The following is a 26,112-nucleotide window of genomic DNA, read 5'->3' on the forward strand; positions in this document are numbered from 1 at the left end:
CTCTGTCTGGCTCTTGCCATTGCCGGGGATTTGCAGGACACCCTGCGCAGTAAGTGGAGACAGACCATGGACATCCTTTCCCGCCTCAAAGCAATCACCCCGCATGTGCTAACCGGGGCCGACACCCTGCCGTACGGGCGCGACTGGGTCGGGAAATACGAGACCGCACCGCTGGCTGTCGTACGCCCCCGCACGACCGGGGAAGTCTCCGCCATTCTTGCGCTTTGCCATGAGACCGAGACCCCCGTGGTGCCGATGGGCGGCAATACCGGCCTGACGGGTGCCACCGCCGCCGAAGGCGCGCTGGTGCTCTCGCTCGACCGGATGCAAACGATCCGCGAGATCCGGCCCGAGGCGCGCATTGCCGTGGTCGAGGCCGGCGTGATCTTGCAAGACCTGCACGATACCGCGGAAGACCACGGTCTGACCTATCCGATGAGTTTCGGCGCGCGTGGATCGGCCCGGATCGGCGGCACGCTCGCAACCAATGCGGGCGGTTCGAACGTGCTGCGCTATGGCAACACGCGCGATCTCTGCCTCGGTGTCGAAGTGGTTCTGGCCGACGGGCGGGTGCTCGATCTGATGAGCGAGTTGCACAAGGACAATTCGGGCTATGATCTGCGCGATCTGATGATCGGCTCAGAGGGCACGCTGGGCGTGATCACAGCCGCTGTTCTGAAACTCTACCCGGCGCCCAAAGCCCATGCCACTGCCATGGTCACCACCACCGGGCTGTCCGCCGCTCTGCGCCTGTTGAACGCGCTCCAGACCCGCACCGGTGGCATGGTCGAGGCCTTCGAGTACATGCCGCGCGGTTATATGAACAATCTCGCCCGCTTCCGCGCCGATCTGACCCCGCCCCTGGGGCATGATCAGGACCATACGATTTTTCTCGAAATCGGCTCCACCATGCTGCGTGACTGCACGCCCGATGATACCGGGCAAATTCCACTGGTCGCCCATCTCGAAGAAACCTTGGCCGCATTGTTCGAAGAGGGGCTTGTCCTTGATGCGGCGCTTGCGCAGTCGGAAGCTCAACGCAATCTGATGTGGGAGATTCGCGAGGCGGCGGCAGAGATTTCGACCGCAGAGAAGCCCGTTGTGATCAACGATCTCTGCCTGCCGCTCGACCGGTTGGAGGCCTTTATGGATCAGGCCGAAACGCGTCTGCGCGCCCTCGATCCCGGTTTCAAAACCTGCCCCGTCGCGCATCTGGGCGATGGCAACATCCACTATACGGTTTATCCAAGCACGCCCGAGCTGGCCGATCCGCTGATGGAAGAGGTCGAGGAGATCGTGCGCGAGATGGGTGGCAGTTTCTCCGCCGAGCACGGGATCGGGATCGCGAAACTTTCCTCGATGGAACGTCGCAAGAACCCGGTCGCCCTGGAGATGATGCGCGCGGTGAAAGCGGCTTTCGATCCGAAGGGGATTCTCAACCCGGGAAAGACGCTGCCCTAAGCATCATTTCCAGTCGAAGAACCCCGTCCCCGCGCGTTTGAGCAGCTTGGTCGCCATCTCGACACCCATCGCGGCGGCATCCTCGACCGCGCCGGTCATGTCGTCCGTAAGGCTTTCAGACCCATCGGTACGCAGAATTTCCCCGCGCAGACGGATGGTCCCGCCATCCACCTCGGCCAGCCCTGCGATCGGGGTCTGACACGATCCATCGAGTTTCGCCAGAAACGCGCGTTCGCAGGCCATCGCCTGTCCGGTTGTCTCATCATGCAGCGCCGCAAGCATCTCGGCCACATCCGCATCGCCCTCACGCCGCTCAATGGAAATCGCGCCCTGTGCCACGGCGGGAAGCATTTCATCGGCAGTGACCGCCCGGCGCGGCACATGGTCATAACCCAGACGGTTGAGCCCGGCCATGGCGAGGAAGGTCGCCTCCGCCACGCCCTCTTCGAGTTTCTGCAAGCGGGTCTGCACAGAACCACGGAATTCCACCACAGTGAGATCGGGTCGCTTGTTCAAAAGCTGCGCCTTGCGCCGCAGAGACGAAGACCCGACCACGGCCCCCTGCGGCAGGTCAGCAAGTGCCTTGCCATCAAGCGTAATGAAGGCATCGAACGGGTTCTCGCGCGGCAGGTAGGTGTCGAGAATCAGTCCTTCGGGCTGAACCACCGACATATCCTTGGTCGAGTGCACCGCAATGTCGATTTCGCCCGTAAGAAGGAACTCCTCGATCTCCTTGGAGAACAGCCCCTTGCCGCCCAGATCCCGCAAAGAACGGTCCTGCACCCGGTCGCCGCGCGTCGAAATCGTCACGATTTCGAAGGCCTGCTCCGGCAAGTCGAACGCCGTCATGAGGCGCGTGCGCGTCTCGTAAGCCTGCGCCAAAGCCAGGGGCGAGCCACGGGTGCCGATTTTCAGGGGGGCTGCGGGGGTCGGAAGCGTCACTGTCATGGCCAAGGCTTACCTGCGACGGATCGGCCTGACAAGCGGGGAAAACACCCTGCCGACCTTGACAAAAGCGCGCAAGCCGGGAACCAGTGCGGGGATGATGACGGGAGGCCCGAAATGACCGACAAGACGATCCTGAAAGCGCTCAAAGGCGAAGTACAAAAGGTGCCGCCGATCTGGATGATGCGGCAAGCCGGGCGCTACCTGCCGGAATATCGCGCGACGCGGGCCGAAGCCGGAGACTTCCTGTCGCTGTGCTACAACTCCGATCTCGCCGCCGAGGTGACGTTGCAACCGATCCGGCGTTTTGGCTTCGATGCGGCGATCCTCTTTGCCGACATTCTTTTGCTGCCGCAGGCGCTGGGGGCCGATCTGTGGTTCGCCACAGGCGAAGGCCCGCGGCTTTCGACCATTCAGTCGGATGCGGATTTCGCAGCGCTCAAGGGCAAGGACGACATCCATGACACGCTCGCGCCGGTTTATGAAACCGTCCGCATCCTGTCGCGCGAATTGCCAAAAGAAACCACGCTCATCGGGTTTGCCGGTGCGCCCTGGACGGTCGCAACCTATATGATCGCCGGGCGTGGCACACCGGATCAGGGCCCGGCGCATGCACTACGCGAAGGCAATACGGCGCTCTTTGAAAAGGTCATCGACCTTCTGACCGAAGGCACCATCGAATACCTCGACCAGCAGATTCAGGCCGGAGCCGAAGTGGTGAAAATTTTCGATTCATGGGCCGGGAGCCTCAAGGGCGAGGCGTTTGAGAAATACGCCGTCGAGCCCACTCGCAAGATTACGGCGGAACTGAAAGCCCGCCATCCGGGCATCCCCGTGATCGGTTTCCCGCGTGAAGCGGGCGAGGGCTATATCGGTTTCCACAGCAAAACCGGCGTCGACTGCGTCGCGCTCGACAATTCCGTCACGCCGGAATGGGGCGCGGCCAATGTGCAGAAAGACGGCTGCGTACAGGGCAATCTGGCGTCCTCGCATATGGTGACGGGCGGTCAGGCGCTGATCGACGAGGTACGTCATGTGCGCGAGGCCTTCTCCAAAGGCCCGCATATCTTCAACCTCGGTCACGGCATCACGCCAGATGCCGATCCGGAGAATGTCAGCCTGATGATCGAGACATTGCGCGAAAACGCCTGAGTGACAAAGCCCCGCCAAAAGCGGGGCTTTTAAAGTATTTAGGCCATCAGAAAACCATCACACCCATTTCGCCATCGGCGGCAGCGACATCAGAACCGCATCGGGATTGTGTCCCGTCTCCAGCCCGAATTTCGTGCCCCGGTCGTAGACGAGATTATATTCGGCATAGAGACCGCGATGGATGAGTTGACGGTCTTTATCCGCTTCGGTCCAGGGCGTGTCGCGACGTTTTTCGGTAACACCGAGGAAGGCCGGAAGGAAAGCGCGGCCCACATCCTGAGTGAAAGCGAAATCACGCGCCCAGTCGCCGGTGTTCAGATCGTCGTAGAAAATCCCACCGACACCACGCGCGCGGCCGCGATGGGGGATATAGAAATACTCGTCCGCCCAGGCCTTGAACCGGGGATAATAGTCGGGATCATGACGATCGCAGTGCTCCTTCTGGACCGCATGAAATGCCGCCGTGTCCTCATCGTATTCGATACAGGGGTTCAGATCGGAACCACCCCCAAACCACCAGCCATGCGGCGTCCAAAACATTCGCGTGTTCATATGGACGGCGGGCGTATGCGGGTTCTGCATATGCGCGACAAGGGAAATTCCGGCAGCCCAGAAGCGCGGATCGTCCTTCATCCCCGGCAGGCCCTTGCGCGCAGCCATAGCCATTTGCGCGCGTTCGCCCAGAGTGCCGTAAACGGTGGAGACATTGACTCCGACTTTTTCGAATACGCGCCCGCCACGCATGACCGACATGAGACCACCACCCGCATCCGATCTATCTTCGGAGTTACGCGTGGTTTCCGTCACCTCGAAGCGCCCGGCGGGATGACCCGCGAAGGGGCCGCTGAGCTGGGTGTCCTCCAGCGCCTCGAAAGCCGTCACGATCTGATCGCGCAACTGGCGGAACCAGGCGCTCGCCCGGGCTTTTTCGTCTGTCATGTCGTTGCGCATTCCGATCTCCTCTTCGCGGCCCGCGAGAGGTAACAACAAGAACGCATCGGGGGCAAGCACCCTTCCCCTGCGACGGAAAAGCGCTATGCTCACGTGTATATGAGGAAAGGAGATTTCCGATGCGTTGGCTCATTCCACTGGCGGTACTGCCGCTGCTCGTCGCCTGTTCCGAACAACAGATGTGTATTTCCCGCGCAACCAAGGATTTGCGTCAGGTTCAGAGCTTCATCAAAGAGGCAGAAGGCAACCTTGCGCGAGGCTATGCGTTGGTCGAAAAGGAATATATCGACTACGACATTGAGCGTTGCGGCACCGATGACAAAGGCAAACCGATCTTCTGCCGGGTGCGGGATGTGGAAACCCGCATGGTGCCGAAAGCCATCGACCTTGATGCCGAGGCTGCAAAACTCGCCGCTCTCAAGAAGAAGGAAGCCCAGCTTTCGGTTCAGGCAGAAGCTGCTGTTGAGGCCTGCAAACTGCAATATCCGGAGTGATCGCCTGATCAGATCAATGGGTGGGTGCAAGCACCGGATCGACCAGCGTGCGCCCACCGTCCACGGTCAGGATTTGGCCGGTCATAAAGCCCGATCCCTCGGAAACGAGGTATTGTACGGTTTCTGCTACGTCAGACGCCGGAGCCACGCGCCCCATCGGGGTCTTGGCGATGATTTCACCGCGATAATCGGGGTTATCCGACAGCATACCTTGGAGGCTCGAACTCATCACCGAGCCAAATGCCACCGCATTGACCCGGATGCGATGCGGAGCAAGTGCCACCGCCATGGCCCGCGTCATCTGATCCACCGCGCCCGATGAGATCGAGAAGGCCAGAAGCTCCGGCTGACAACGCCGCGCGGCAATGGAAGACAAATTGACGATGGCCCCCACGCTCGCGTCGCTGTCCTCTGATTTCTCCGCGTTCCTGATCATCCATTTCGCGACCTGCTGAATGAGTCGCAGAGAAGTCATCAGGTTCTGTTCGATCAGTTGCGAAACATTGTCGTCCTCGACCGACAGTGGATCGCTCATCGCCACCTGACGCGACGCATTGACCAGAATATCGACCCCGTCAAACGCGTCGATCGTCGCCGACAACAGGTTCGCGATGGTCAGTTTCTCCCGCAAATCCCCGGCGAAATAGGCCACACGAGGATCGTCGCCGCCCACGAGATCACCATACTCTGCCGTCAGGCTGGCCTCGTCCATATCCGCGCACATCACGCGCGCACCCTGAGAGAGGAAATGCCGGGCGATGGCGAGACCGACGCCATTGGCCGCCCCGGTCACGATCGCGGTCTTGCCTTCGATGGAAAAGCTCATGCTCGCTCCTGTCTGTTTGGTCCGACCCTAAAGCGTTTCGCATTAAATCTGAATCACAGATTTAGTGTGAAGCGCTCACAATGTTACATGTTGCACAGCGTTTTTCTTTTTCCCTGCCTCAGATAAACAGAAAAACGCTTTAGGCCTTGTGCGGCGCTTTGCGAAGAGGTTTCACCGCATGCAGCAATTTGAAGCCGCCCGTGGTGCCGATCTCGGCATGGCTGCTGAAACAGGCGGCAAGCGTCGCCTCATAGGGCAATTGACGGTTCGCCACCAGCCACAACTCGCCATGGGGCGCAAGCATCCGGCTTGCGGCCTCGATAAAGGCCTGCCCAAGAGCCGGATCGGCGGCGCGGGACGTGTGGAACGGCGGATTCATGATCACCGCGTCGAGCGGCGCGGGCGGGGTAAAACGTGTCGCATCCTCCCAATGGAAGGTCACACGCGGATCGTCGAGATTGTCGCGAGCCGAGGCGAGCGCCGCCGCTTCGGCCTCCACCACATGCAATTCCTTCACGCCTTCGCGGCTCAGGATCGCGCGGGACAGATAGCCCCAACCGGCGCCGAGATCGGCGATGCGTGCGGGCAGTTTCGTGGGCAGAGCTTCGGCCAGCGCTTCGGAGGCCTTGTCGATCCGGTCCACGGAAAACACGCCCAGACGGGTGGTGAAGCCCTCGATCAGATGCAGCGGACCGGGATCGGCCCAATCGGCGAACTCCCCGCCAGTGAACATCACCGCCTTGCCATGCGCTTTGGACACGACCTGCCCGACTGTCGCGCGTTTTTTCAGATCTTTCAGAAGGCTGTCGATACCATCGGTTTTCTGCCCGTCAACGATGACGCGATCCGCCCGCGATGCGGCATCGGCAATCAGCGCATGTGCCTCCGCCTTGGAGCGCGGCACCACAACCACGGCAAGATCGAACCGCCCTTCGGCTTCAGTCTTAACATCGTATCCACGCGCAATCAGTGCATCGACATCGGGTTTGAAACCCTGAACGATCTGCACCTTTGCCTCACCAAGCGCGGACAGGTCCACGTCGCCATGCGGTCGATAGACCACGACAGTCGTCAAAGGGTCAGACCCGTCAAGGATCAGGAGAAGGCGTGCGGACAGCATGGCGGGACGGCGAAACGCCTATTCCTTTTCCATCGTGCATTGCAGCGGGTGTTGATGACGGCGGGCGAATTCCATCACCTGCTGCACCTTGGTCTCCGCGATCTCAAACGGGAACACCCCGACCACGGCCAATCCCTTTTTATGCACGGTCAGCATGATCTCCGTGGCATGCGCATGACCGATGCCGAAAAACCGCTCCAGCACCAGCACAACAAATTCCATCGGCGTGTAATCGTCGTTCAGCAACAACACCTTGTAGAGCGGCGGGCGCTTGGTCTTCGGCCGGGTCTTGAGCGCAAGTCCGACATCGCCGTCGTCATTCGAACGGTCGTCATTGTCTGCCATCATCTGAGGCGCGAGGATCACTCTGTCGTCTCCGGTTTCACGTTTGCTACATCTTGGCGGGATCATTGGCCGATATATAGCCCCTTTTACACATGAATAAAGAGGCTTATGCCGAAACCGGTAAAGGAGCGCCGATCATATGCCCGACAAATTCGCCACCATCGCCTTCGATGCCGACGATACGCTATGGGAAAACGAACAGTTTTTCCGCATGACTCAGGACAGATTCGCAGAGCTTCTGGCCGACTTCACCGAAGCCGATCATCTGGCCGAACGCCTGCTCGCCGCCGAGCGGCGCAACCTCGGACATTACGGATTCGGCATCAAGGGTTTCGTTCTCTCGATGATCGAAACCGCCATTGAAGTGACCGAGGAACGCGTGCCCGCCTCCGTCATCAGTGAACTGATCTCAGCCGGCCAGGACATGCTGCGCCATCCGATAAACCTGCTCGACGGGGTAGAGGAAACGATCGGCACGCTGGCAGAAACCCATGAGATTCTCTTGGTGACCAAGGGCGATCTGCTCGATCAGGAGCGGAAACTCGCGCAATCCGGACTTGGCGATCTGTTCGACGGAATCGAGGTGGTCTCCGCCAAGACGCCCGAGGTCTACAGCACCATTTTCGCACGGCATGGCATCGCGCCGGAGCGGGCGATGATGGTTGGCAATTCGATGAAATCCGATGTCCTGCCGCCGATCGAGATCGGTGCCTGGGGCGTCTATGTGCCGCATAACATTACCTGGGCCATCGAACATGCCGAAGCCCCGGAAGGCCATCCGCGCTATCGTACGCTGGATACGCTGCGCGATTTGCCCGGGCTGATCGCGACGCTCTGAAACTCTGAACATTTTGCACAGGCCCTTTGTAACATAGCCGCGCAAAGAGCAAACCGCCGATGTGGTGGAAACACATTCACTACCCACCACATATGGCGTTGCATCAATGCATGCCTTGAAAACCATTGAAAATTGGTTGTTTTCTCGACGCAAAGCCTGTGCTACCGTCAGTCCCAATGACAAGTCGGGCGACATGATCCGACAAGACGAGGCAGAGTTATCATGAAGAGCAACGTGCAGGCACGGGGTTTCCCACGTGCCGTTTCAGGACGCATTTTTCCTCTCTTTCTGATCGCCTTCGCGATGATGATCGCGATGTCGGCCCGCACCATGGCTGCGGAATACGCCGCCTTAGTGATGGATGCACGCAACGGCAAGGTGCTTCATGCCACCAATGCCGACACGCGATTGCACCCGGCCTCTCTCACCAAGATGATGACGCTCTACATTGCTTTCGAAGCGATCGAGCACGGCGAGATTTCGCTCGACGACGAGGTGACGATCTCCCGCAATGCCGCAGCCGAGCCGCCTTCGAAACTCGGTCTCAAACCCGGTCAGAAAATCAAGCTGCGCTACCTGATCCGTGCCGCCGCAGTGAAATCCGCCAACGATGCTGCCACCGCCATCGGCGAGGCCATCGAAGGCTCGGAGGCAGCCTTTGCCCGCCGCATGAACCGCACCGCCAAGGCGCTCGGCATGTCGCGCACCACCTTCAAGAACGCCCATGGCCTGACCGAATCCGGGCACCTCTCGACCGCCCGGGACATGACCGTCCTCGGGCGTCACTTGTTTTACGACTACCCCGACTATTACAACCTGTTCTCGCGCACCACGGCCGATGCCGGTGTGCGCACGGTCTCCCACACAAATACCCGTTTCCTGACCTCCTACAAAGGCGCGGACGGGATCAAGACCGGCTACACCTCCGCATCCGGGTTCAACCTCACCGCCTCGGCGCATCGCGGCAGTGAGCGCATCATCACCACCGTCTTCGGGGGGCGTTCCACCGCCTCACGCAACGCCAAGGTGGCGGAACTGATGGACCTCGGTTTCAAACGCGCCCCGAGCCGGGTTGCCGTGGTGAAACCCGCAAAACCGCCCTATCTCGGCAAGGTCGGTGGCGATACGATCATGGTGGCAGCTAATCAGGACACGCCCTCGACCGCATCGAAAATCATCCGCGTGAGCATCAGCATGAGCTCCAGCCCCGTGCCGAAACTGCGCCCGACGCAGCCACTGGCCCCGGAGACCGAGGAGCTTTTGCTCGCGGCATCGGATGATGTGATGTCTGCGCTGGCGAAGGCCGAACAGGATGCCGCTCTTCTCGCCGCCGCCAATGACGCCGCCGCAGAAGCCAGCACGCTTCTGGCAGAAACCGCCCGCGCCCAGCCCAGCGCCATGCCAGCGATCGTCCCGGCCGTTTCCCCGCTGCCGCGCCCCGCGACGCTGCAACTCGCTTCGGTCGAACCGACCTCCGCCGTCGTCGCCGAACCCGCAGTCACCGCCGAACCTGCCATCAGCGCACCCGAAGTGGTCACCCGCCTCTCGACCTCCGGCAATCGCTATTGGGGGATCAACATCGGCACCTATGGCAGCGAATACGAAGCTCGCAAAACTTTGCTTAGAACCGCACTCACCGAGGTGGAGATGCTCGACGGGGCACTGCGCAAAGTGGTGAGAAGCAAACGCGGCTATGATGCAAACTTCCTCGGAATGACAGAGGACATGGCCGCCCTGACCTGCCGCCGCCTCGAAGCGCGCGGCACGGAGTGCAACACGATCGGGCCGTCCTGAGACGCGGTTCACAGCTAAAAACAAAAAGGCGACCTTTACCGGTCGCCTTTTTTATCTGATCGCGGTGTCGGGATATTGCAAACCACTCCGCGCCATTTTCTCCGCGTTAAGGTTGATCTGATTAAGGTTAACGCCAAAGACAAAGAAAGGTAGAGGGCATTCTGCGCCTGCTGGCTCAGACGCCCGCTCCCTCTTCGACCATGAGATCAAGAGCAGCACGCACCAAAGCACGGGTATAAGGCTCTTTGGGAGCGTCGAAAATCTCTTCCGCCGTGCCCATCTCAACCACATCGCCACGCTTCATCACCAGCACTTTGTGCGACAGCGCCCGCACCACCCGCAGGTCATGCGAGATGAACAGGTAAGCGAGCCGGTGTTTCGCCTGCAAGCTACGCAACAGTTCTACGATCTGCACCTGCACCGTCATGTCGAGTGCCGAGGTCGGCTCGTCCAGAACCACAAGACGCGGTTTCAGGATCATCGCGCGGGCGATGGCGATGCGTTGACGTTGTCCGCCAGAGAATTCATGCGGGTAACGGTGTCGCGTTTCCGGATCGAGCCCGACCTCGCGCATGATGTCGATCACCGCCTGCTCTTGCGAGGCATAGCCTTCGACACGATGCACGCCCAGCCCTTCGGCGATGATCTGTTCCACCGTCATACGCGGCGAGAGCGAGCCATAAGGGTCCTGAAACACGATCTGCATATCGGCACGGAGCGGTTGCAGTTTCTTATTCGACCAGCCCTGAATGTCCTGCCCCAACACAACCACAGGCCCCTCAGACGAGATCAACCGCATCATCGCGAGCGCCAGCGTCGTCTTGCCGGACCCGGATTCGCCGACAATGCCCACCGTCTCGCCTTCGCGCACGCTCAGCGTTGCAGCGTTCACCGCCTTCACATGACCCACCGTCTTGCGCAGCAGCCCACGCTGGATCGGAAACCAGATACGCAGATCACGGGTCTCCACGACAACCTCCGCCCCTTCGGGCACCGGATCGGGACGCCCTGTCGCCTCTGCGGCCAGAAGCATCTGGGTGTAGGGGTGCTGCGGGTTGGCGAAAATCTCGGTGGTCGCGCCGGTCTCAACGATCTCGCCATTTTTCATCACACAGACCCGATCCGCGATCTTGCGTACGATGTTCAGGTCATGGGTGATGAAGAGCATCGACATGCCGAGGCTCTGTTTCAGCTCCGCCAGAAGCTCCAGAATCTGCGCCTGAATCGTCACGTCGAGCGCCGTGGTTGGCTCGTCCGCCACCAGAAGTTCGGGCCGGTTGGCCAACGCCATGGCGATCATCACGCGTTGTCTCTGTCCGCCGGACAATTGGTGCGGATAGTCTTTCAGCCGGGTTTCCGGGTCATGAATGCCGACCTGATCCAACAGTTCGATCACCCGCTCCCGCGCCGCCACCCCGGTCATGCCGTGATGGATCAAAAGCACCTCGGAGAGCTGTTTTTCCAGCGTATGCAGCGGGTTGAGCGAGGTCATCGGCTCTTGGAAGATGAAGCTGATGTCATTGCCTCTGAGCTTGCGCAGGGCCTTCTCCGACGCCCCGACCAATTCCTGCCCCTGATAGGTCACCGAACCTTCGATCACCGCCGTATCGGGCAGAAGGTTCACACAGGACAGCGCCGTCACCGATTTGCCGGAACCGCTCTCACCCACAAGTGCAACCGTTTCGCCCTTCTCGATCGAGAAACTCACGCCCTTGACGGCTTCGACCGTCTTGCCGTCCTGACGGAACCCGATGCGCAGGTCCTTGTATTCCAAAAGGCTCATCGGAAGGTCTTCCTCGGGTCAAACGCGTCGCGCACGCCTTCAAAGATGAAGACCAGAAGCGACAACATGATGGCATAAGTGAAAAAGGCGGTGAACCCGAGCCACGGCGCCTGGAGGTTCTGTTTCGCCTGAAGCGTCAGCTCTCCCAGAGACGGGTAGGATGACGGCAAGCCGAAGCCCAGAAAGTCGAGGGAAGCCAGCGTGCCGATGTTGCCGGTCACGATAAAGGGCAACATGGTCAGTGTCGCCACCATCGCGTTCGGCAGCATATGGCGGAACATGATGGTGCGGTTCGACACGCCCAGCGCACGGGCGGCACGGATGTATTCGAAATTCCGCGCCCGCAGGAATTCGGCCCGCACTACGCCCACAAGCGCCGTCCAACCGAAGAGGATGGTGACAAAGACAAGAAGCCAGAAACTTCGTCCCAGAATGGCGAAGAGGATGATGATCACATAAAGCGACGGCATCGCGCCCCAAATCTCCAGCACGCGTTGAAAGATCAGGTCGGTGCGCCCGCCGAAATAGCCCTGAATTGCGCCGGCGATGATACCGACAAGGGAGGAAGCGACGGAGACGATCAGGGTGAAGAACACCGACAGGCGGAAACCGTAAATAACGCGGGCAACCACATCGCGTTTCGTGTCGTCGGTGCCAAGCCAGTTCTGCGACGTCGGCGGTGAAGGCGCGGCCCCCGGCCCTTCGACCTGAGTGTTGAAGGAATAGCGGATCGGCGGCCAGAGCATCCAGCCCTTCTCGATGGGGTCTCCATTGATCTCCCCGTCCTGCGCGTCCTCGATATAGCCTTCGGGATCATCGAAACAGTCCACAAGCCCGCCGGTCTCAATCAGGCATTGCACCTCCGGGTAACGATAAACCGCCTCGGTTGCGAAATCTCCGCCGAATTCCGTCTCCGGGTAGAATTTGAAAACCGGCATGTAATAATTGCCGCGATACTGCACGAGGATGGGTTTGTCATTGGCCAGAAACTCGGCAAAGAGCGACAGGCCGAACAGGATAGAGAACAGGATCAACGACCAATAGGCGCGCCGGTTCGATTTGAAATTCCGCCAGCGACGACGGTTCAGCTCAGACAATTTCCCGGGCATCTTCATGTGTCCCTCCGCTCGAAATCGATGCGCGGATCTACAAAGACATACATCAGGTCAGACAGGATGCCGATCACAAGCCCGATGAGGCCAAAGAAAAACAGCGTGCCGAAGATCACCGGGTAGTCGCGGGCAAGCGCCGCCTCATAGCCCATGCGTCCAAGCCCATCGAGGGAAAACAGGGTCTCGATGATCACAGAGCCGCCAAAGAAAACACCCAGAAACAAGCCCGGAAAGCCCGCAATCACGATCATCATCGCGTTGCGAAAGACGTGACCGTAAAGCACACGATGCTCCGGCAGACCCTTGGCCTTGGCGGTGACCACATATTGCTTGCGTATCTCATCGAGAAAGGAGTTCTTGGTCAAAAGCGTCAGCGTCGCAAAAGACGAAATCACCGAAGCCAGAACCGGCAGGGTGATGTGCCAGAAATAATCGCCGATCTTGCCCAGAAGCGACATCTCCGACCAGTCGGGAGAGGTCAGGCCCCGAAGCGGGAAAATCTGCCAGTAGGACCCACCGGCGAAAAGCACCAGAAGCATGATCGCAAAAAGAAAGCCGGGGATCGCATAGGCCGCGATGATGATGCCCGAAGTCCATGTATCGAACCGCGAACCGTCTTTGACAGCCTTGCGAATGCCCAACGGAATCGAGATCAGGTAGGAGATCAGCGTCGCCCAGAGCCCGAGAGAGATCGACACCGGCAGCTTGTCCCAGACCATGTCGAGAACCTTTTCCGACTTGAAATAGCTCTCGCCGAAATCGAAGCGGACATAGTTCCACATCATGCCGAGAAAGCGCTCAAGCGGCGGTTTGTCGAGTCCGAACTGACGCTCCAGATCGGCGATGAACTCCGGGGGAAGCCCGCGCGCGCCGGCATATTCGCTTTCATAGGTCTTGCTCGCCTGATCTGCCGCCTGACCATTGATCGAGACATTCACATCACCCTGCCCGCCGGTGATGTTCTCGAAGACATCTCCTTCACCCTGGAGATTGGCCAGCACCTGCTCGATCGGCCCACCGGGCACGAATTGCGTCAGCGCGAAGTTCACCACCATGATCCCGATCAGCGTCGGAATGATCAGCAGCAAGCGCCGTAGAATATAGGCTCCCATGAACCGTCCTGCCCTTTATCGTTTTATTTCAGGGCGCCCGCCGAACGCAGCGCGGCTTCCTTGTCGGCGTCCACCCACCAGAAGTCCAGATAGCCCAGCGCCAACGGCGGCATCTTGTCCTCACCAGGATGCTCGTACATGTCATAATAGGCTACCCAGTAACTGTCGTTCATATGTGCGGGCACAATAAAATAGTCGTAGCGCATGATCCGGTCCGCAGCGCGCACCATGGCGGACATCTCGTCATAGGTTTTCACCTTCATCAGCTCATTGCCGATCGTCTCGATGGCCGGATTGCAATACCCCGCCGGGTTAAAGACATCGTCCACGCTCTCGCAACCGTATTTTTGCAGAAAGCTGGAGCCTTCCTCGAATCCATTCACATACCCATCATAGACCATGTCGTAATCGAAACTCTGGGAACGGGCCTGAAATTGGTTCGGGTCGATCCGGTTATAGGTCGCGTCCACCCCCAGAGCGTTCAGATTTTCGATATAGGGTTTGATAATCCGGTCGAAACTCGGGTTGCTTTCCAGAAACTCGACGGAAAGCACCTTGCCCTCCGCATTGCGCATCTTGCCGTCACTCCCCGGCGTATATCCCGCCTCGGCCAAAAGCGTGATGGCCTTGCGCATGTTCTTGCGATCCAGCGACCGCTCGCCGGATGTATGAGGCACAAAGGCCTCTTCGGTGAAGATCGCCTCGGGCAAATCGTCTCTCACCCCTTCGAGCACCTTGAGCTCGTCCCCCTCCGGCAAGCCTTCGGCCATGAGCCCCGGTGCCTGCCACATGGAGGTCCTCTGCGTGAACAACCCGTATTGCAGCGTCTCATTGGTCCATGTGAAATTGTACATCAGGCCAAGCGCCAGACGCACATTGCGATCCTGAAACTTCTCGCGCCGCAGATTGAAGAGCAGCCCGTAAGAGGGCGGCATCGCCCCGTTGTGAAGAGTCTCCTTCTTTACCCAGCCCTTGTCGAGCGCCGGAAAATCGTACCCCGTCGCCCATTGTAGCGAGGAACTTTCCTGACGGAAGGTGATATCCCCGGCCTTGAACGCCTCGAAGGCCGCAATCGTATCGCCGAAATAGACCACGCGAATGGTATCGAGATTGTTGCGCCCCTTGTTGAACGGATGATCATTGCCCCAATAGTCCGGATTACGCTTATATTCGACCCATTGTCCCGGATCGTAACCCGCGAGCATATAAGCGCCTGTGCCCGGGGAGGTCTCATAGCGCCTTTCATCGAGCCGCGCGCCGGTTTCCTCGAACCACGCCTTCTTCATCACGATCGAAGCCCCTGCCTGATCAATCAACCCATTGCGGGGTATGTCTGGCTGAAAGGTGAATTTCACCGTGTGTTCGTCGAGCGCCTCGACCTTCTCGATCATCGCGGACACGCCCGCGCGCCACGATGGTGTCGCCTCGGCAATCATCTTGTTATGGGTATAGACCACATCTTCGGCGGTCATCGGCGTCCCGTCCGAGAAGGTCACGTCATCGCGCAGATGAAAAATCACCCAGTCCTTGCTTTCGGGATATTCGAGCGTGGTACAAAGCAGGCAATAGCTCACCGCCTTGTATTCATCCGCCGTCGAGGTCATCAGCCGCTCATACATCGACGAGGACAACGCCGCCGGGGTCCCCGAAAGTGTTGAAAACGGGTTCATGCTGTCGAACGTACCGACCGTACCGATGGAAATCTTCCCGCCCTTGGGCGCATCCGGGTTGACGTAATCCAGATGATCGAAGGGCTCGGCATATTTCGCCTCGTTCCATTCGGAATACCATGAGGACGTGATCGTCTCCTCCGCCGAAGCCCCACCGCTTCCCATGGCCAGAACGGCCAGAACGGGAAGGAATTTCAGGAACAGGGGGCGTGCGGTCATGGTCGTCCTCCGAGAAGATGGCTGTGCTCGCACTGACGGTAATGTGCCCGGGCTCTGACATGCAAGTTACATGCGCTCGAAAATGCGTGATCGCCCGACGCCTTGCAGACAAAAACCCCCACCGGTGCGGCCGATGGGGGTTTCTCATGCGCCGCGTGCGGGCGACGCGCAATCAGATCGCAAAGGATCAGCCAGAAATCGACTGAAGATAGGCGACGATATTGGCGCGGTCTTCGTCCTTTTTCAGACCGGCAAAGGACATCTTGTTGCCCGGAATCGCATCTTTCGGGCTGGCCAGATAGACATTGAGTGCTTCGGCATCCCAGACCCCGCCATGCGAAGCCATCGCCTCGGAGTAGGAGAAGTCGCCAACCGTGCCAACCTCACGACCGAAGACACCGTCGAGGTGCGGGCCGGTGCTGTTGGACCCGTCGACCTTGTGGCAGGCCTTGCATTTGGCGAACACTTTTTCGCCCTTGGCCGGATCTGCGGAGGCAAGCAGGTCTTCGAAGCTCACTTCGACCACATCTTCTTCAACCGCCTCTTCATCGCCGGTCGCCACGACATAGGCCTGAACGACTTCGCCGTCGTGGCTTGTGGCCTTCATCGCGTAGATCGAATCGCTCGCCAGATAGGCGATCACAAAAAGAGCGAGGGTGCCGCACAGGCCGCCGACGATCTTCACAAGGGTCATAGTATTGAACATGTCGCGTTCCGTTCATATAGGTTCGTCGCGCGCTATCTACCCGCTTCCCCTGCTTCATTTCAAGGTATAAGACCGGGACCCGTACAGGTTAGCGCAAAACAAATGGGCGAAAAGGGGTAAAAATGGCCGGGCATATCGCATTTCAGGGGGAACTCGGGTCCTATTCGCATCAGGCCTGCGTGGAGGCACGCCCCGATTACGAACCTCTGCCCTGTCCCAGTTTCGAGGACGCGATGGAGGCCGTGCGCTCCGGTCGCGCCGACATCGGCATGATCGCCATCGAGAACTCGACCTATGGCCGGGTGCAGGATGTCTATCACCTGTTGCCCGACAGCGGGCTGCACATCATCGGCGAAACCTTCGTGCGAGTGCATGTGAACCTTCTGGGCCTGCCCGGCACCAGGACATCCGACATCAAACAGGCCCGTGCCATGTCGGTGCTTCTGGGTCAGGCGCGCACATTCATCCGCGAGCATGGGCTCGAAACCGTGAACTGGTCCGACAACGCCGCCGCCGCCCGCTCCGTCAAGGAAGACAACGACCCGAGTGTCGGCGCCTTCGCCTCCGAGCTTGCCGGTGAAATCCTCGGGCTCGACGTGCTTGAGCGTCATATCGAGGATCACAAGCTCAACACCACGCGCTTTCTCATCATGGCGCGCGAGCCGGATTATTCGCGCCGCGCCGACAAGATGGTCACGGCTTTCATGTTCCGGGTGCGCAACATTCCCGCCGCGCTTTACAAGGCGCTCGGCGGCTTTGCCACCAATGGCGTGAACATGACGAAACTGGAAAGCTACATGGTCGACGGTGTTTTCACCGCGACGCAATTCTATGCCGATATCGAAGGCCACCCGGAAGACCGTAATGTGCAACTCGCCCTCGACGAGCTGCGTTATTTCACGGAAATGGTCGAAATTCTTGGAGTTTACCCGGCCGACCCGCGCCGTTCCTGAGTGACCGCAAGCGCCGGGATCACATCTTCGGCGTGCCCTGATACTGTTCGGACAAATACTCGCAATAGCTGACGACCCGCTTCTCGAAGCGTTTCTGAAGCGTGCCCTTGGCGAATTTCACCGACTGCACCAGAATCCGCGCAGACAGGGTTTTCGGACGCACATCATAGCCAAAGCTCAATCGCGTGCGCTGCGGCGACAGCGGCACAAGATCGACGGTCATGTGCATATGCAACCCTCCCGAAACAGCCGACGCGCCAAGGGTGTTCGGCGCATCGAAATCGGTGATCTCGGCATCCAGATCGCGCAGCTTTCCCCGAAACGGTATCTTGAGAGACCAGCCCGCCCCAAGGCCGTGCGGCTGACTCGGCCGTTTACGCGTCAATTCGATGCCACGCCGCATGGCCTGACGCTCGATGCTTTCGAAATCGGCGATCCGGTCGAAAACGAAAGTGGCCGGAGCCTCGATGTCCTGACGCGTCGAAAACTTCATACCTGATACCTGCTCACCTGTTGCTTTACCGCCCCTTCCCCAGAGGAAATCTTATCCTGTTATTCCCAATCGTCCGCAACCCACTTGCTCAACAGAACCTGCGCCAAAGCCCCTTTTCTGGCCGCTGTGATTTCCGGGTGACGCCCGGCCAGTGCCAGGGCCATCTCCTCACGCCGAACCCAACGCGCATCCTCAAGTTCCATGGGATCGAGCGTGATCTCACGACCCAGCGCCTCCGCACGACAGCCCAGCATCAGGGAGGCGGGAAAAGGCCAGGGTTGGCTGGTGACATAGCTCACCTTGCCGATCCGTACCCCTGCCTCTTCGAACACCTCACGCCGCACCGCCGCCTCGATCGGTTCACCCGGTTCGACGAAGCCCGCAAGAAGCGAATACATGCCCGCAGGCCAGTTTTCATTGCGCCCCAAAAGCACCTCGTTGCCCCGTGTCACCAACATGATCACCACCGGATCGGTGCGTGGATAATGTTCCGCCCCGCAAACCGGGCAATCGCGCCGCCAGCCACTTTGCCCAAGCCGTGTCCTTTCGCCGCAGTTGGCGCAGTATCCATGCCGACGATGCCAGTCGAACAGCACCCGACCGACCGCTGCCAGCTCCGCTTCCAAGGCGGTCAGACGCGTCATCACCGCCCGCAGATCGTAAAATCGCAAGTCCGGCAGGATCTCAAGCGCGACACCGTCCTGCGACCAGGGGGCTGGAACCTCCTCCCCGAGCGGAGACAGTTGGCTGACATCTCTTGCAAAAACCGGAGTGCCATCCGGCAGGAGACCGAGGAATATCTCCGATCCTTCCGGTAGCTCCATCTCACTTGCGCTCAGAAGGCAGAGCGCGTCTCCGCGCATCGCCGGATGCCCGCGCCAAAGCGGCATGAATATCGCATTCGCCCCTGTGGGCCTGTCGTCCCGCAGATGTGCCGCCCGGTTCAGAGTTCCGCCGGAAAGTGTCACGATCATCTTGTTCATGTCATCTGGCATAAGCGGTAATTGTGACAAGGGCCAGCACGACACGATCTGGACTGCGACCTGTCTGCGCTTTGCCACTTCATGCACGCACGTGCCTTCTGTTGCCGGAATGAAACAGCAAGCCAAAATGCAATTTAAAGCCGGGATTCTGCCCAAAAAGGCAACTCAAAATAGTTTTCAGCCCTGAAAGCTCTTGGTAGCTTCACTCGTGTCATATGTTTGTCTTGTGCCACGGGAATGGTCGCGCCAACCTCTTCATCAAAAAGGAGATGCATCATGGACCATTCGACCAAAGACATAAATCGCCGCGGCTTTCTGTCCGGCACAATCGCAGGATCTGCCTTGATCGCACTTCATCCTTTTTCCGCCCGTGCCGGTACGAACCAGGCGCATTTGCGGATCATGGAAACAACGGATTTGCACGTCCATGTCTTTCCCTATGACTACTATGCGGACAAGCCTGTGGATACCGTCGGCCTGGCCCGCACCACGGCGCATATCAATGCCGTGCGGGCGGAGGCGACCAACTCCATGTTGCTCGACAATGGCGACTTCCTTCAGGGCAACCCGATGGGCGATTACATCGCATATGAGCGCGGCATGAAAGAGGGCGACATGCACCCGGTGATCACTGCGATGAACACCGTGGGCTTCGAAGCCTCGACGCTCGGCAACCACGAATTCAATTACGGTATCGACTTTCTCATGAAGGCGCTGGCGGGCGCGAATTACCCGGTGATCTCCGCCAACGTCGTCAAGGAAATGGGCGCGAGCCCCCGCGACGACGTCACCCTCGTGCCGCCCTATGTCATCCTCGACCGCGAGCTGACCGACGGCACTGGCGCGAAACATGCGATCAAGGTCGGGCTGATCGGATTTGTGCCGCCGCAAATCATGATGTGGGACCGCAAGAACCTCGAAGGCAACGTGAACGCCCGCGACATCGTCGAAACCGCCCGCGCCTATGTGCCGGAGATGAAGGAGAAGGGTGCCGATATCATCATTGCGCTGAACCACTCCGGCATCGGGGCGGCCGAGCACACCGAGGGCATGGAGAACGCCTCCGTCCCGCTGGCCGGGATCGACGGCGTGGACGCGCTTCTGACCGGACACTCGCACCTCGTCTTCCCCTCACCCACCTTCGACGGTTACGCGGAGGTGGATTCCGGGAAGGGTCTCATCCACGGCAAACCCGCCGTGATGGGCGGCTATTGGGGGTCGCATCTCGGCGTCATGGACCTGCTGCTGGAAAAAGACGGCAGCGCGTGGCGCGTGGTCACCAGTTCCGTGGAAACCCGCCCGATCTCACAACGCAACGAAGACCGCTCCATCACGCCGCTGGTCGAAAGTGTCGAACCGGTGCTCGCCTCGGTACAGGACATTCACGACCAGACGCTCGCATACGTGCGCCGCGCTGTGGGCAAGACCGCCGCGCCCCTGCATTCCTATTTCGCGCTCGTAGCCGATGACCCTTCGGTGCAGATCGTCTCGAATGCCCAGCTTTGGTACATCACGGAGATGATGAAGGGCACCGAACACGAAGGCCTGCCGATCCTCTCCGCCGCAGCACCCTTCAAGGCCGGTGGGCGCGGTGGCCCAGAGTATTACACCGATGTCGCGCCCGGTGATGTGGCGATCAAGAACGTTGCCGATCTCTATCTTTACCCAAACACCATCCGAGCCGTGCGCATCAACGGCGCCCAGCTCAAGGGCTGGCTGGAGCGCTCCGCCGGCATGTTCAATCAGGTCGAGAAAGGCGCGAAGGACGCGATCCTGCTGAACCCGGATTTCGCCTCCTACAATTTCGACGTGATCGACGGGGTGAGTTACCAGATCGACATTTCGCAGCCTTCGCGCTTTGACGCCGATGGCGCGCCTCTGAACCCGGAGGCTTCCCGGATCGTCAACCTGAGCTTTGACGGCGCACCGATCACCGACGATATGGAATTCATCGTCGCGACCAACAACTACCGTGCGGGCGGCGGTGGCACCTTCCCGGGCGCCGACGGTTCGACCATCATCTTCGAAGGGCCGGACACGAACCGCGACATCATCGTGCGCTATATCGTCGAGCAAGGTACCGTCAATCCGACCGCCGACAACAACTGGTCTCTGGCGCCTCTCGGCGATACCACCGTGTTGTTCGAGACCGGCCCGGCGGCACGCACCCACCTTGCCGATCTCGAAGGCCTGACCATCGAGGACGCGGGCGAAGGCACGGACGGATTCGCCCAGTTCCGCATTACCCTCTGATCCTGACCTAGGGTCACGAAAAGCGACCGCCCCTCTGCGGTCGCTTTTTTCGTTTACCGAATGGGCAAAAATGGAATCTTTCGCCACTTTTTTGCGCAGTTGTTAAGATTGTATACACGATTGTCGACCCCAATCTCGCGGGCGTGTGAATGCCGCGCCATTCTATGCCCGAACGATACAGGGGAGTTCCATGTTCAACAAATCCATCATCACCATGGCTGCTTTCGCGCTGACCGCGTCTGCCGCCTATGCCGAGACCGCGATGCCCTTCGCGCTCGACTGGAAATTCGAGGGTCCCGCCGCGCCCTATTTCACCGCGCTTGAAAAGGGTTATTTCTCCGACGCCGATCTGAGCGTGGAAATCTCCGCAGGCCAGGGTTCTCTGGATGCGATTCCGAAAGTCGCCACCGGCGCTTTCCCGGTCGGCATGGCCGACATCAACAGCCTCGTGAAATTTCTCGACCAGAACCCCGGCGCGCCGGTCATCGGCATGATGATGATCTATGACGCGCCCGCTTTCGCAGTCGTTGGCCGTAAATCTCTGGGCGTCGAAGCTCCGAAAGATCTCGAAGGCAAGGTGCTCGGCGCCCCGCCGCCCGATGGTGCATGGGCACAATTCCCGATTTTCGCCGCCGAGAACGATCTCGACATGTCGAAGATCACCGTCGAGCCGGTCGGCTTCCCGACCCGCGAACCGATGCTTGCCGAAGGCAAGGTCGACGCCGTGACCGGTTTCAATTTCTCGTCCTTCCTGAACCTCGTGCGTCTCGGCGTGCCGGAAGACGATATTTCGACGATCATGATGTCCGATTATGGCGTGAACCTCTATGGCAACGCGCTGATCGTGAACACCGATTTCGCCGCCGAGAACCCGGAAGCGGTCAAGGATTTCGTCGCCGCCGTGATCCATGGTTGGAAAGACGCGATGGCCGATCCGAAGGCTTCGGTCGAATACATGATCAAATACAACCCGGCTTCTGACCTCGATCTCGAAACCCGCCGCCTTGAGCTTGCCCTCGAAGGCAACGTCTACACCGATTACGTCGCCGAACACGGTATGGGCGGGATCGACGCAGACCGTTTCGCAGGCTCTCTTGAACAGCTCAAGATGGTCTACGAGTTCAAGGCCGAGCCGGACGCGAACCTCTACTTCACCGAAGACTACCTGCCCGCCACCGACGCGCGCATGCTGAAGTAATCTCGATCCGGGAATTTGGCGGGCGCGGGTCTTTCGGCTCGCGCCCGTTTTCATGCGGGACTTATCCGGGACAGCGGCGAACAATGACAAACCTCATAGAAATCAAAGGCGTGACCCACGCCTACAAAACCGACAACGGCCCCCTCCCCGTTCTCGATAATCTCAACATCTCCGTACCCGAAGGCGATTTTTGCGCCGTTGTCGGCCCATCCGGTTGTGGCAAATCCACGCTGACCAAACTCGTCGCCGGATTGATGCGGCCCGATCAGGGCGAGGTCTGGCTGCATGGCCAGCGCGTCACCTCACCGCGTTCAACCGTGGGCATGGCATTTCAGAACCCGGTGATGCTGGAATGGCGGACCATCCTGCAAAACGTGCTTTTGCCGCTGGAAATCGTGCCAAACAAGATGAGCAAGAAACAGAAAGAGGACCGTGCGCGCGAGCTTCTGGCCCTTGTTGGTCTCGAAGGGTTCGAGGACAAGCGCCCTTCCGAGCTGTCCGGCGGTATGCGCCAACGCGCCTCCTTGTGTCGCGCCATCGTCCACAAGCCTGACGTGCTGATCATGGACGAACCGTTCGGTGCGCTCGACGCCTTCACCCGTGAAGATCTCTGGCAAACCATGCATCGCCTGCGTGAAGAGGAACCCTTCACCGGCGTGTTGATCACCCACGATCTGCGCGAAAGCGTTTACCTCGCCGATGAGGTCATCGTGCTGTCCGGACGTCCGGCGACGACGCAGCATGTGGAGAACGTGAAACTCGGCGGGCGCACGGACCTTGAAGTGATCTACACGCCCGAAGCCACCGAGATCCTGCACCGCCTGCGCCATCAGATCGAAATCGCACAGGGACGCGCCAAAGACGAGGAGGCTGCGTGATGAAACACTGGAAGAAAGTCGCCACACCGACCATCGCCATCGTCATTTTTCTCGCACTCTGGGAATTCATCGTCTGGGTGAACCAATGGCCAAACTACAAAATGGCCTCGCCGTCTGACCTGATCCCGGCCTATACGAAATACTGGAATCTCTTCCTGATTTACGGCTGGCAAACGCTCTGGCGCACGGTGGTCGGCCTTTTGGTCGCCGTTGTCTTCGGCACGCTGATCGGCATGATCATGGGCTTTTCGCGCACCATGCGCGACGCGCTCTACCCGCTTCTCGTCGGCTTCAACGCCATTCCGAAAGCCACCGTCGTCCCCGTGATCGCGCTCATCCTGATCGGTCATCACGACCTCAATACCGTGCTGATCGCCTTCATGATCTCATTTTTCCCGATCTCGGTCGCGGTCTCCATCGGGCTTTCGACCCTGGAGCCGGAATATCGCGATATCTTGCGCTCTCTGGGTGCATCGAAATGGACGATTTTCTGGAAGATCGCCCTGCCGAAGACTCTGCCGGAATTCTTTGGTGCGCTGAAGGTCGCGGTCACGCTCGCCTTCATCGGCACCAACCTGATGGAGATCGTCGAACCGCATGGCAAAGGCCTTGGGCATCTGTTCGACAGCGGCAAGATCAATGCGGATTATCCGCTGATGTTCGCGGTGCTGATCGCCTTGGCCTTCCTCGGCATCCTGCTCTACTACATCGTGGTGGGGCTTGAAAAAATCTTTGCCGGCTGGGCAGAACGCCCACAGGGATAGAACATATCGACATGGAAAAAAGGGGCGCCAACCGGCGCCCCTTTCACATTTGTGCGTGGGTCTTTGTAGTTGGATTTGTGCTTAGAGCTGGCGCGTCGCGAAGTACCAGTCCACAACGTTCTGACCTTCCGGCGCTTCGTCCAGTTTCGCCAGAGCAGCGGCGGCGGTCGGGGGTGTCGGCACGATCACCGCATCGCCCGGTTTCCAGTTCTCCGGCATCGCGCATTTGTTCGCGTCAGCGGCTTGCAGCGCCACTACGAGGCGATGGATCTCATCCACGGAACGGCCCGCATTCATCGGGTAATAGACCATGGCGCGCAGGATACCGTTCGGGTCGATGATGAACGTCGCCCGCACAGCGGCGGTATCGGAAGCGCCCGGCTGGATCATGCCGTAAGCATTCGCCACTTTCATCGAGAGATCGGCGATGATCGGAAACTTAATCTCGACGCCCCAGTTTTCCTTGATGTTGAGCATCCAGGCGATGTGCGAGTAGTGGCTGTCGATGGACAGACCCAAGAGCTCCACCCCCATGGCGTTGAACTCATCCTGCTTGTTGGCAAAGCCGATGAATTCCGTGGTGCAGACCGGGGTGAAATCCGCCGGGTGGGAAAACAGGATCAGCCATTTGCCTTTGTAATCGTCGAGCGTTTTCACCCCATCGGTGGTCAGCGCCTCGAAGGCAGGGGCGGGTTTGTTCAGTTGCGGGCCGGTGACGGTTTCAACTTGATCGGTCATTTTTCAATCCTCTGTTTTGACTGTATTTCTTGTCTGTTTCTGTCGTGTCGGACGTTGCTGCCCTTTCGATGAAACAGAGATAACTCTTGCGAATTGATTGTTGAAACGAATAAAAAAGATCAGAATAATTGAGGAATTCAATTAATGCTCCTGCCAACCCTGCGCCAGCTTCGTTTCCTCGTCGCCCTTGCCGACGAGTTGCATTTCGGTCGGGCCGCCGAGACCTGTTTCGTCACGCAGTCGACACTCTCGACAGGGCTCAAGGAATTGGAGGACATCCTCGGCGCGCCGGTCGCCGAACGCACCAAACGCTCCGTTTTGATGACCCCTTTGGGTCAGGAAATCGCCGAACGCGCCCGCGTGATGCTCGCCGAAGCGCAGGATATGGTGGAACTCGCGCAGAGCCAGTCCGGCACGCTCCGGGGTACGATCAAACTCGGCACCATCCCCACCGTCGGCCCCTTCCTCTTCCCCCGCCTCCTGCCGCGCCTGCGGCATGATTATCCGGACCTCCGGCTCTACATGCGTGAGGAACTCACCGAAAACCTGATCGCGGGGCTACGCGCCGGACGGCTTGACGTGATCCTCATCGCGCTCCCCTTCGAGACCGGCGACCTAGAGATGGAAAGCTTGTTCGAAGACGACTACCAACTCGCCACCGCACCCGGTCATCGGTTGATCTCCGACCGTCCGATCGGCGGGCCGGATTTGGATGACGAAACGCTCCTTCTGCTCGAACGCGGACATTGCCTGCAACGTCACGCACTCTCGGCCTTTCCCGAAAGCCACGCGAAACAGGACGAAACCTTCGCCGCCACTTCGCTGCCCACGCTGGTCGCCATGGTGGAAGAGGGTCTTGGCATCACGCTCCTGCCACAGTTGGCGATTGACGCGGGAGTGACGCGCAACACCGATATTCAACTCACCTCGCTCTTTGGCACCAGACCCCGCGAAGTCGTGCTTGCCTGGCGCAAAAGCTCAGCGCGGAGCGAAGACTTCCGCCTGCTCGCGGACCTGTTGCGTGAAGAGCGTGCCCGCTTGAGCACCTGAAGCCACCGCCTCTTGCGAATCCGCGTTGTCATCATTATGTAACCCATCGAGAGGTTGGCGCGGGCGAGCGCCTCGCCAACCCGGTCAGGTCCGGAAGGAAGCAGCCGTAACGAGCCCCGCTTGGGTCGTTGTCCAGCCTCTCACCTAAACCTTAACCCAGCCAACCGAGGAGGGATTTGATGATTGTCGTTTACGCCCCTCGGGCAGCCGCTTAAGGCTTTTCCCATCATCGGACTGCCCGAAACCGTTCCCTTCCGCCGCCCGTCCGGCGCGG

Annotated in this window: 24 protein-coding genes and 1 other RNA gene; 12 read left to right on the forward strand and 13 right to left on the reverse strand. The window is 59.5% G+C overall.

Features of this window, described 5'->3' with window-relative positions; all coding sequences use genetic code 11:
• Positions 1-66: 66 nt before the first annotated feature.
• Complete coding sequence (locus C8N42_RS08245) at positions 67-1,461, forward strand: FAD-binding oxidoreductase (RefSeq protein ID WP_107816090.1); 1,395 nt, start codon at positions 67-69, stop codon at positions 1,459-1,461.
• Between the two features lie 3 nt (positions 1,462-1,464).
• On the opposite strand, the gene hemC is transcribed toward C8N42_RS08245, so the two are convergent.
• Positions 1,465-2,409, reverse strand: coding sequence for a hydroxymethylbilane synthase (gene hemC, locus C8N42_RS08250; RefSeq protein ID WP_107816091.1), 945 nt, complete (start codon positions 2,407-2,409; stop codon positions 1,465-1,467).
• Between the two features lie 114 nt (positions 2,410-2,523).
• Here hemC and hemE point away from each other — a divergent pair, with 114 nt between their 5' ends.
• Positions 2,524-3,558 carry a uroporphyrinogen decarboxylase gene (hemE, locus tag C8N42_RS08255; RefSeq protein WP_107816092.1) on the forward strand — a complete coding sequence of 345 codons (1,035 nt, stop codon included), beginning with the start codon at positions 2,524-2,526 and terminating at the stop codon, positions 3,556-3,558.
• Between the two features lie 57 nt (positions 3,559-3,615).
• Here hemE and hemF read toward each other — a convergent pair whose 3' ends face one another.
• Positions 3,616-4,509, reverse strand: coding sequence for an oxygen-dependent coproporphyrinogen oxidase (gene hemF, locus C8N42_RS08260; RefSeq protein WP_107816093.1), 894 nt, complete (start codon positions 4,507-4,509; stop codon positions 3,616-3,618).
• A gap of 119 nt (positions 4,510-4,628) precedes the next feature.
• On the opposite strand from hemF, the gene C8N42_RS08265 reads away from it, so the two are divergent.
• The gene (locus tag C8N42_RS08265) at positions 4,629-5,003 is read left to right on the forward strand and encodes a hypothetical protein (protein ID WP_107816094.1); all 375 of its coding nucleotides are present in this window, start codon (positions 4,629-4,631) and stop codon (positions 5,001-5,003) included.
• A gap of 13 nt (positions 5,004-5,016) precedes the next feature.
• On the opposite strand, the gene C8N42_RS08270 is transcribed toward C8N42_RS08265, so the two are convergent.
• The 3 genes from C8N42_RS08270 to clpS form a co-directional block, all read right to left on the reverse strand.
• Positions 5,017-5,829 (reverse strand): SDR family NAD(P)-dependent oxidoreductase, encoded by an 813-nt coding sequence (locus tag C8N42_RS08270; protein WP_107816095.1) that lies wholly within the window; start codon positions 5,827-5,829, stop codon positions 5,017-5,019.
• A gap of 139 nt (positions 5,830-5,968) precedes the next feature.
• Positions 5,969-6,949 carry a class I SAM-dependent methyltransferase gene (locus C8N42_RS08275; RefSeq protein WP_107816096.1) on the reverse strand — a complete coding sequence of 327 codons (981 nt, stop codon included), beginning with the start codon at positions 6,947-6,949 and terminating at the stop codon, positions 5,969-5,971.
• A gap of 18 nt (positions 6,950-6,967) precedes the next feature.
• Positions 6,968-7,294 (reverse strand): ATP-dependent Clp protease adapter ClpS, encoded by a 327-nt coding sequence (gene clpS / locus C8N42_RS08280; protein ID WP_211309169.1) that lies wholly within the window; start codon positions 7,292-7,294, stop codon positions 6,968-6,970.
• 139 nt (positions 7,295-7,433) lie between these two features.
• On the opposite strand from clpS, the gene C8N42_RS08285 reads away from it, so the two are divergent.
• Positions 7,434-8,132 (forward strand): HAD family hydrolase, encoded by a 699-nt coding sequence (locus C8N42_RS08285; RefSeq protein WP_107816097.1) that lies wholly within the window; start codon positions 7,434-7,436, stop codon positions 8,130-8,132.
• A 222-nt stretch (positions 8,133-8,354) separates the two neighbouring features.
• On the forward strand, positions 8,355-9,926 hold the full coding sequence (locus tag C8N42_RS08290) for a D-alanyl-D-alanine carboxypeptidase family protein (protein ID WP_107816098.1): 1,572 nt from the start codon (positions 8,355-8,357) through the stop codon (positions 9,924-9,926).
• A 175-nt stretch (positions 9,927-10,101) separates the two neighbouring features.
• Here C8N42_RS08290 and C8N42_RS08295 read toward each other — a convergent pair whose 3' ends face one another.
• The 5 genes from C8N42_RS08295 to C8N42_RS08315 form a co-directional block, all read right to left on the reverse strand.
• Positions 10,102-11,709: an ABC transporter ATP-binding protein gene (locus C8N42_RS08295; RefSeq protein ID WP_107816099.1), complete on the reverse strand. Its 1,608-nt coding sequence runs from the start codon at positions 11,707-11,709 to the stop codon at positions 10,102-10,104.
• Complete coding sequence (locus C8N42_RS08300; RefSeq protein WP_107816249.1) at positions 11,706-12,818, reverse strand: ABC transporter permease; 1,113 nt, start codon at positions 12,816-12,818, stop codon at positions 11,706-11,708. The genes C8N42_RS08295 and C8N42_RS08300 overlap by 4 nt, the downstream gene beginning before the upstream one ends.
• A 2-nt stretch (positions 12,819-12,820) precedes the next feature.
• On the reverse strand, positions 12,821-13,933 hold the full coding sequence (locus C8N42_RS08305; RefSeq protein ID WP_107816100.1) for a microcin C ABC transporter permease YejB: 1,113 nt from the start codon (positions 13,931-13,933) through the stop codon (positions 12,821-12,823).
• A gap of 23 nt (positions 13,934-13,956) precedes the next feature.
• On the reverse strand, positions 13,957-15,822 hold the full coding sequence (locus C8N42_RS08310) for an extracellular solute-binding protein (protein WP_107816101.1): 1,866 nt from the start codon (positions 15,820-15,822) through the stop codon (positions 13,957-13,959).
• A 187-nt stretch (positions 15,823-16,009) separates the two neighbouring features.
• Positions 16,010-16,528, reverse strand: a complete 519-nt coding sequence (locus C8N42_RS08315) for a c-type cytochrome (RefSeq protein ID WP_107816102.1) — start codon at positions 16,526-16,528, stop codon at positions 16,010-16,012.
• Between the two features lie 122 nt (positions 16,529-16,650).
• Here C8N42_RS08315 and C8N42_RS08320 point away from each other — a divergent pair, with 122 nt between their 5' ends.
• Positions 16,651-17,481 carry a prephenate dehydratase gene (locus C8N42_RS08320; RefSeq protein WP_107816103.1) on the forward strand — a complete coding sequence of 277 codons (831 nt, stop codon included), beginning with the start codon at positions 16,651-16,653 and terminating at the stop codon, positions 17,479-17,481.
• A 19-nt stretch (positions 17,482-17,500) separates the two neighbouring features.
• On the opposite strand, the gene C8N42_RS08325 is transcribed toward C8N42_RS08320, so the two are convergent.
• Both C8N42_RS08325 and nudC read right to left on the reverse strand, forming a co-directional pair.
• On the reverse strand, positions 17,501-17,974 hold the full coding sequence (locus C8N42_RS08325) for an SRPBCC family protein (RefSeq protein ID WP_107816104.1): 474 nt from the start codon (positions 17,972-17,974) through the stop codon (positions 17,501-17,503).
• Between the two features lie 59 nt (positions 17,975-18,033).
• The gene (nudC, locus tag C8N42_RS08330; RefSeq protein WP_107816105.1) at positions 18,034-18,957 is read right to left on the reverse strand and encodes an NAD(+) diphosphatase; all 924 of its coding nucleotides are present in this window, start codon (positions 18,955-18,957) and stop codon (positions 18,034-18,036) included.
• 276 nt (positions 18,958-19,233) lie between these two features.
• Between nudC and C8N42_RS08335 the strand changes: the two genes are divergently transcribed.
• The 4 genes from C8N42_RS08335 to C8N42_RS08350 all read left to right on the forward strand — a co-directional run bounded on the left by C8N42_RS08335 (position 19,234) and on the right by C8N42_RS08350 (position 24,050).
• Positions 19,234-21,210, forward strand: a complete 1,977-nt coding sequence (locus C8N42_RS08335) for a bifunctional 2',3'-cyclic-nucleotide 2'-phosphodiesterase/3'-nucleotidase (RefSeq protein WP_107816106.1) — start codon at positions 19,234-19,236, stop codon at positions 21,208-21,210.
• Between the two features lie 190 nt (positions 21,211-21,400).
• On the forward strand, positions 21,401-22,408 hold the full coding sequence (locus C8N42_RS08340) for an ABC transporter substrate-binding protein (RefSeq protein WP_107816107.1): 1,008 nt from the start codon (positions 21,401-21,403) through the stop codon (positions 22,406-22,408).
• Between the two features lie 83 nt (positions 22,409-22,491).
• The gene (locus C8N42_RS08345) at positions 22,492-23,286 is read left to right on the forward strand and encodes an ABC transporter ATP-binding protein (protein WP_107816108.1); all 795 of its coding nucleotides are present in this window, start codon (positions 22,492-22,494) and stop codon (positions 23,284-23,286) included.
• Positions 23,286-24,050, forward strand: a complete 765-nt coding sequence (locus tag C8N42_RS08350) for an ABC transporter permease (RefSeq protein ID WP_107816109.1) — start codon at positions 23,286-23,288, stop codon at positions 24,048-24,050. Before C8N42_RS08345 ends, C8N42_RS08350 begins: the two co-directional genes overlap by 1 nt.
• Before the next feature lie 81 nt (positions 24,051-24,131).
• Here the strand turns inward: C8N42_RS08350 and C8N42_RS08355 are convergent, their stop codons facing one another.
• Positions 24,132-24,788: a peroxiredoxin gene (locus C8N42_RS08355; protein WP_107816110.1), complete on the reverse strand. Its 657-nt coding sequence runs from the start codon at positions 24,786-24,788 to the stop codon at positions 24,132-24,134.
• 144 nt (positions 24,789-24,932) lie between these two features.
• On the opposite strand from C8N42_RS08355, the gene C8N42_RS08360 reads away from it, so the two are divergent.
• Entirely contained in the window at positions 24,933-25,838 is a 906-nt protein-coding gene (locus C8N42_RS08360) for a hydrogen peroxide-inducible genes activator (RefSeq protein ID WP_107816111.1), read from the forward strand.
• Positions 25,839-25,886: 48 nt separating this feature from the next.
• An RNA gene (ffs, locus tag C8N42_RS08365) (signal recognition particle sRNA small type) lies at positions 25,887-25,983 on the forward strand.
• Positions 25,984-26,112: the final 129 nt, after the last annotated feature.

The organism is Celeribacter persicus, from assembly GCF_003050785.1.
Taxonomy (GTDB): Bacteria; Pseudomonadota; Alphaproteobacteria; order Rhodobacterales; family Rhodobacteraceae; genus Celeribacter; species Celeribacter persicus.

Coding starts and splice junctions, on each gene's coding strand:
- C8N42_RS08245 (WP_107816090.1), top strand. CDS start 67: ATGGACATCCTTTCCCGCCTCAAAGCAATCACCCCGCATGTGCTAACC.
- hemC (WP_107816091.1), bottom strand. CDS start 2,409: ATGACAGTGACGCTTCCGACCCCCGCAGCCCCCCTGAAAATCGGCACC.
- hemE (WP_107816092.1), top strand. CDS start 2,524: ATGACCGACAAGACGATCCTGAAAGCGCTCAAAGGCGAAGTACAAAAG.
- hemF (WP_107816093.1), bottom strand. CDS start 4,509: ATGCGCAACGACATGACAGACGAAAAAGCCCGGGCGAGCGCCTGGTTC.
- C8N42_RS08265 (WP_107816094.1), top strand. CDS start 4,629: ATGCGTTGGCTCATTCCACTGGCGGTACTGCCGCTGCTCGTCGCCTGT.
- C8N42_RS08270 (WP_107816095.1), bottom strand. CDS start 5,829: ATGAGCTTTTCCATCGAAGGCAAGACCGCGATCGTGACCGGGGCGGCC.
- C8N42_RS08275 (WP_107816096.1), bottom strand. CDS start 6,949: ATGCTGTCCGCACGCCTTCTCCTGATCCTTGACGGGTCTGACCCTTTG.
- clpS (WP_211309169.1), bottom strand. CDS start 7,294: ATGGCAGACAATGACGACCGTTCGAATGACGACGGCGATGTCGGACTT.
- C8N42_RS08285 (WP_107816097.1), top strand. CDS start 7,434: ATGCCCGACAAATTCGCCACCATCGCCTTCGATGCCGACGATACGCTA.
- C8N42_RS08290 (WP_107816098.1), top strand. CDS start 8,355: ATGAAGAGCAACGTGCAGGCACGGGGTTTCCCACGTGCCGTTTCAGGA.
- C8N42_RS08295 (WP_107816099.1), bottom strand. CDS start 11,709: ATGAGCCTTTTGGAATACAAGGACCTGCGCATCGGGTTCCGTCAGGAC.
- C8N42_RS08300 (WP_107816249.1), bottom strand. CDS start 12,818: ATGCCCGGGAAATTGTCTGAGCTGAACCGTCGTCGCTGGCGGAATTTC.
- C8N42_RS08305 (WP_107816100.1), bottom strand. CDS start 13,933: ATGGGAGCCTATATTCTACGGCGCTTGCTGCTGATCATTCCGACGCTG.
- C8N42_RS08310 (WP_107816101.1), bottom strand. CDS start 15,822: ATGACCGCACGCCCCCTGTTCCTGAAATTCCTTCCCGTTCTGGCCGTT.
- C8N42_RS08315 (WP_107816102.1), bottom strand. CDS start 16,528: ATGTTCAATACTATGACCCTTGTGAAGATCGTCGGCGGCCTGTGCGGC.
- C8N42_RS08320 (WP_107816103.1), top strand. CDS start 16,651: ATGGCCGGGCATATCGCATTTCAGGGGGAACTCGGGTCCTATTCGCAT.
- C8N42_RS08325 (WP_107816104.1), bottom strand. CDS start 17,974: ATGAAGTTTTCGACGCGTCAGGACATCGAGGCTCCGGCCACTTTCGTT.
- nudC (WP_107816105.1), bottom strand. CDS start 18,957: ATGAACAAGATGATCGTGACACTTTCCGGCGGAACTCTGAACCGGGCG.
- C8N42_RS08335 (WP_107816106.1), top strand. CDS start 19,234: ATGGACCATTCGACCAAAGACATAAATCGCCGCGGCTTTCTGTCCGGC.
- C8N42_RS08340 (WP_107816107.1), top strand. CDS start 21,401: ATGTTCAACAAATCCATCATCACCATGGCTGCTTTCGCGCTGACCGCG.
- C8N42_RS08345 (WP_107816108.1), top strand. CDS start 22,492: ATGACAAACCTCATAGAAATCAAAGGCGTGACCCACGCCTACAAAACC.
- C8N42_RS08350 (WP_107816109.1), top strand. CDS start 23,286: ATGAAACACTGGAAGAAAGTCGCCACACCGACCATCGCCATCGTCATT.
- C8N42_RS08355 (WP_107816110.1), bottom strand. CDS start 24,788: ATGACCGATCAAGTTGAAACCGTCACCGGCCCGCAACTGAACAAACCC.
- C8N42_RS08360 (WP_107816111.1), top strand. CDS start 24,933: ATGCTCCTGCCAACCCTGCGCCAGCTTCGTTTCCTCGTCGCCCTTGCC.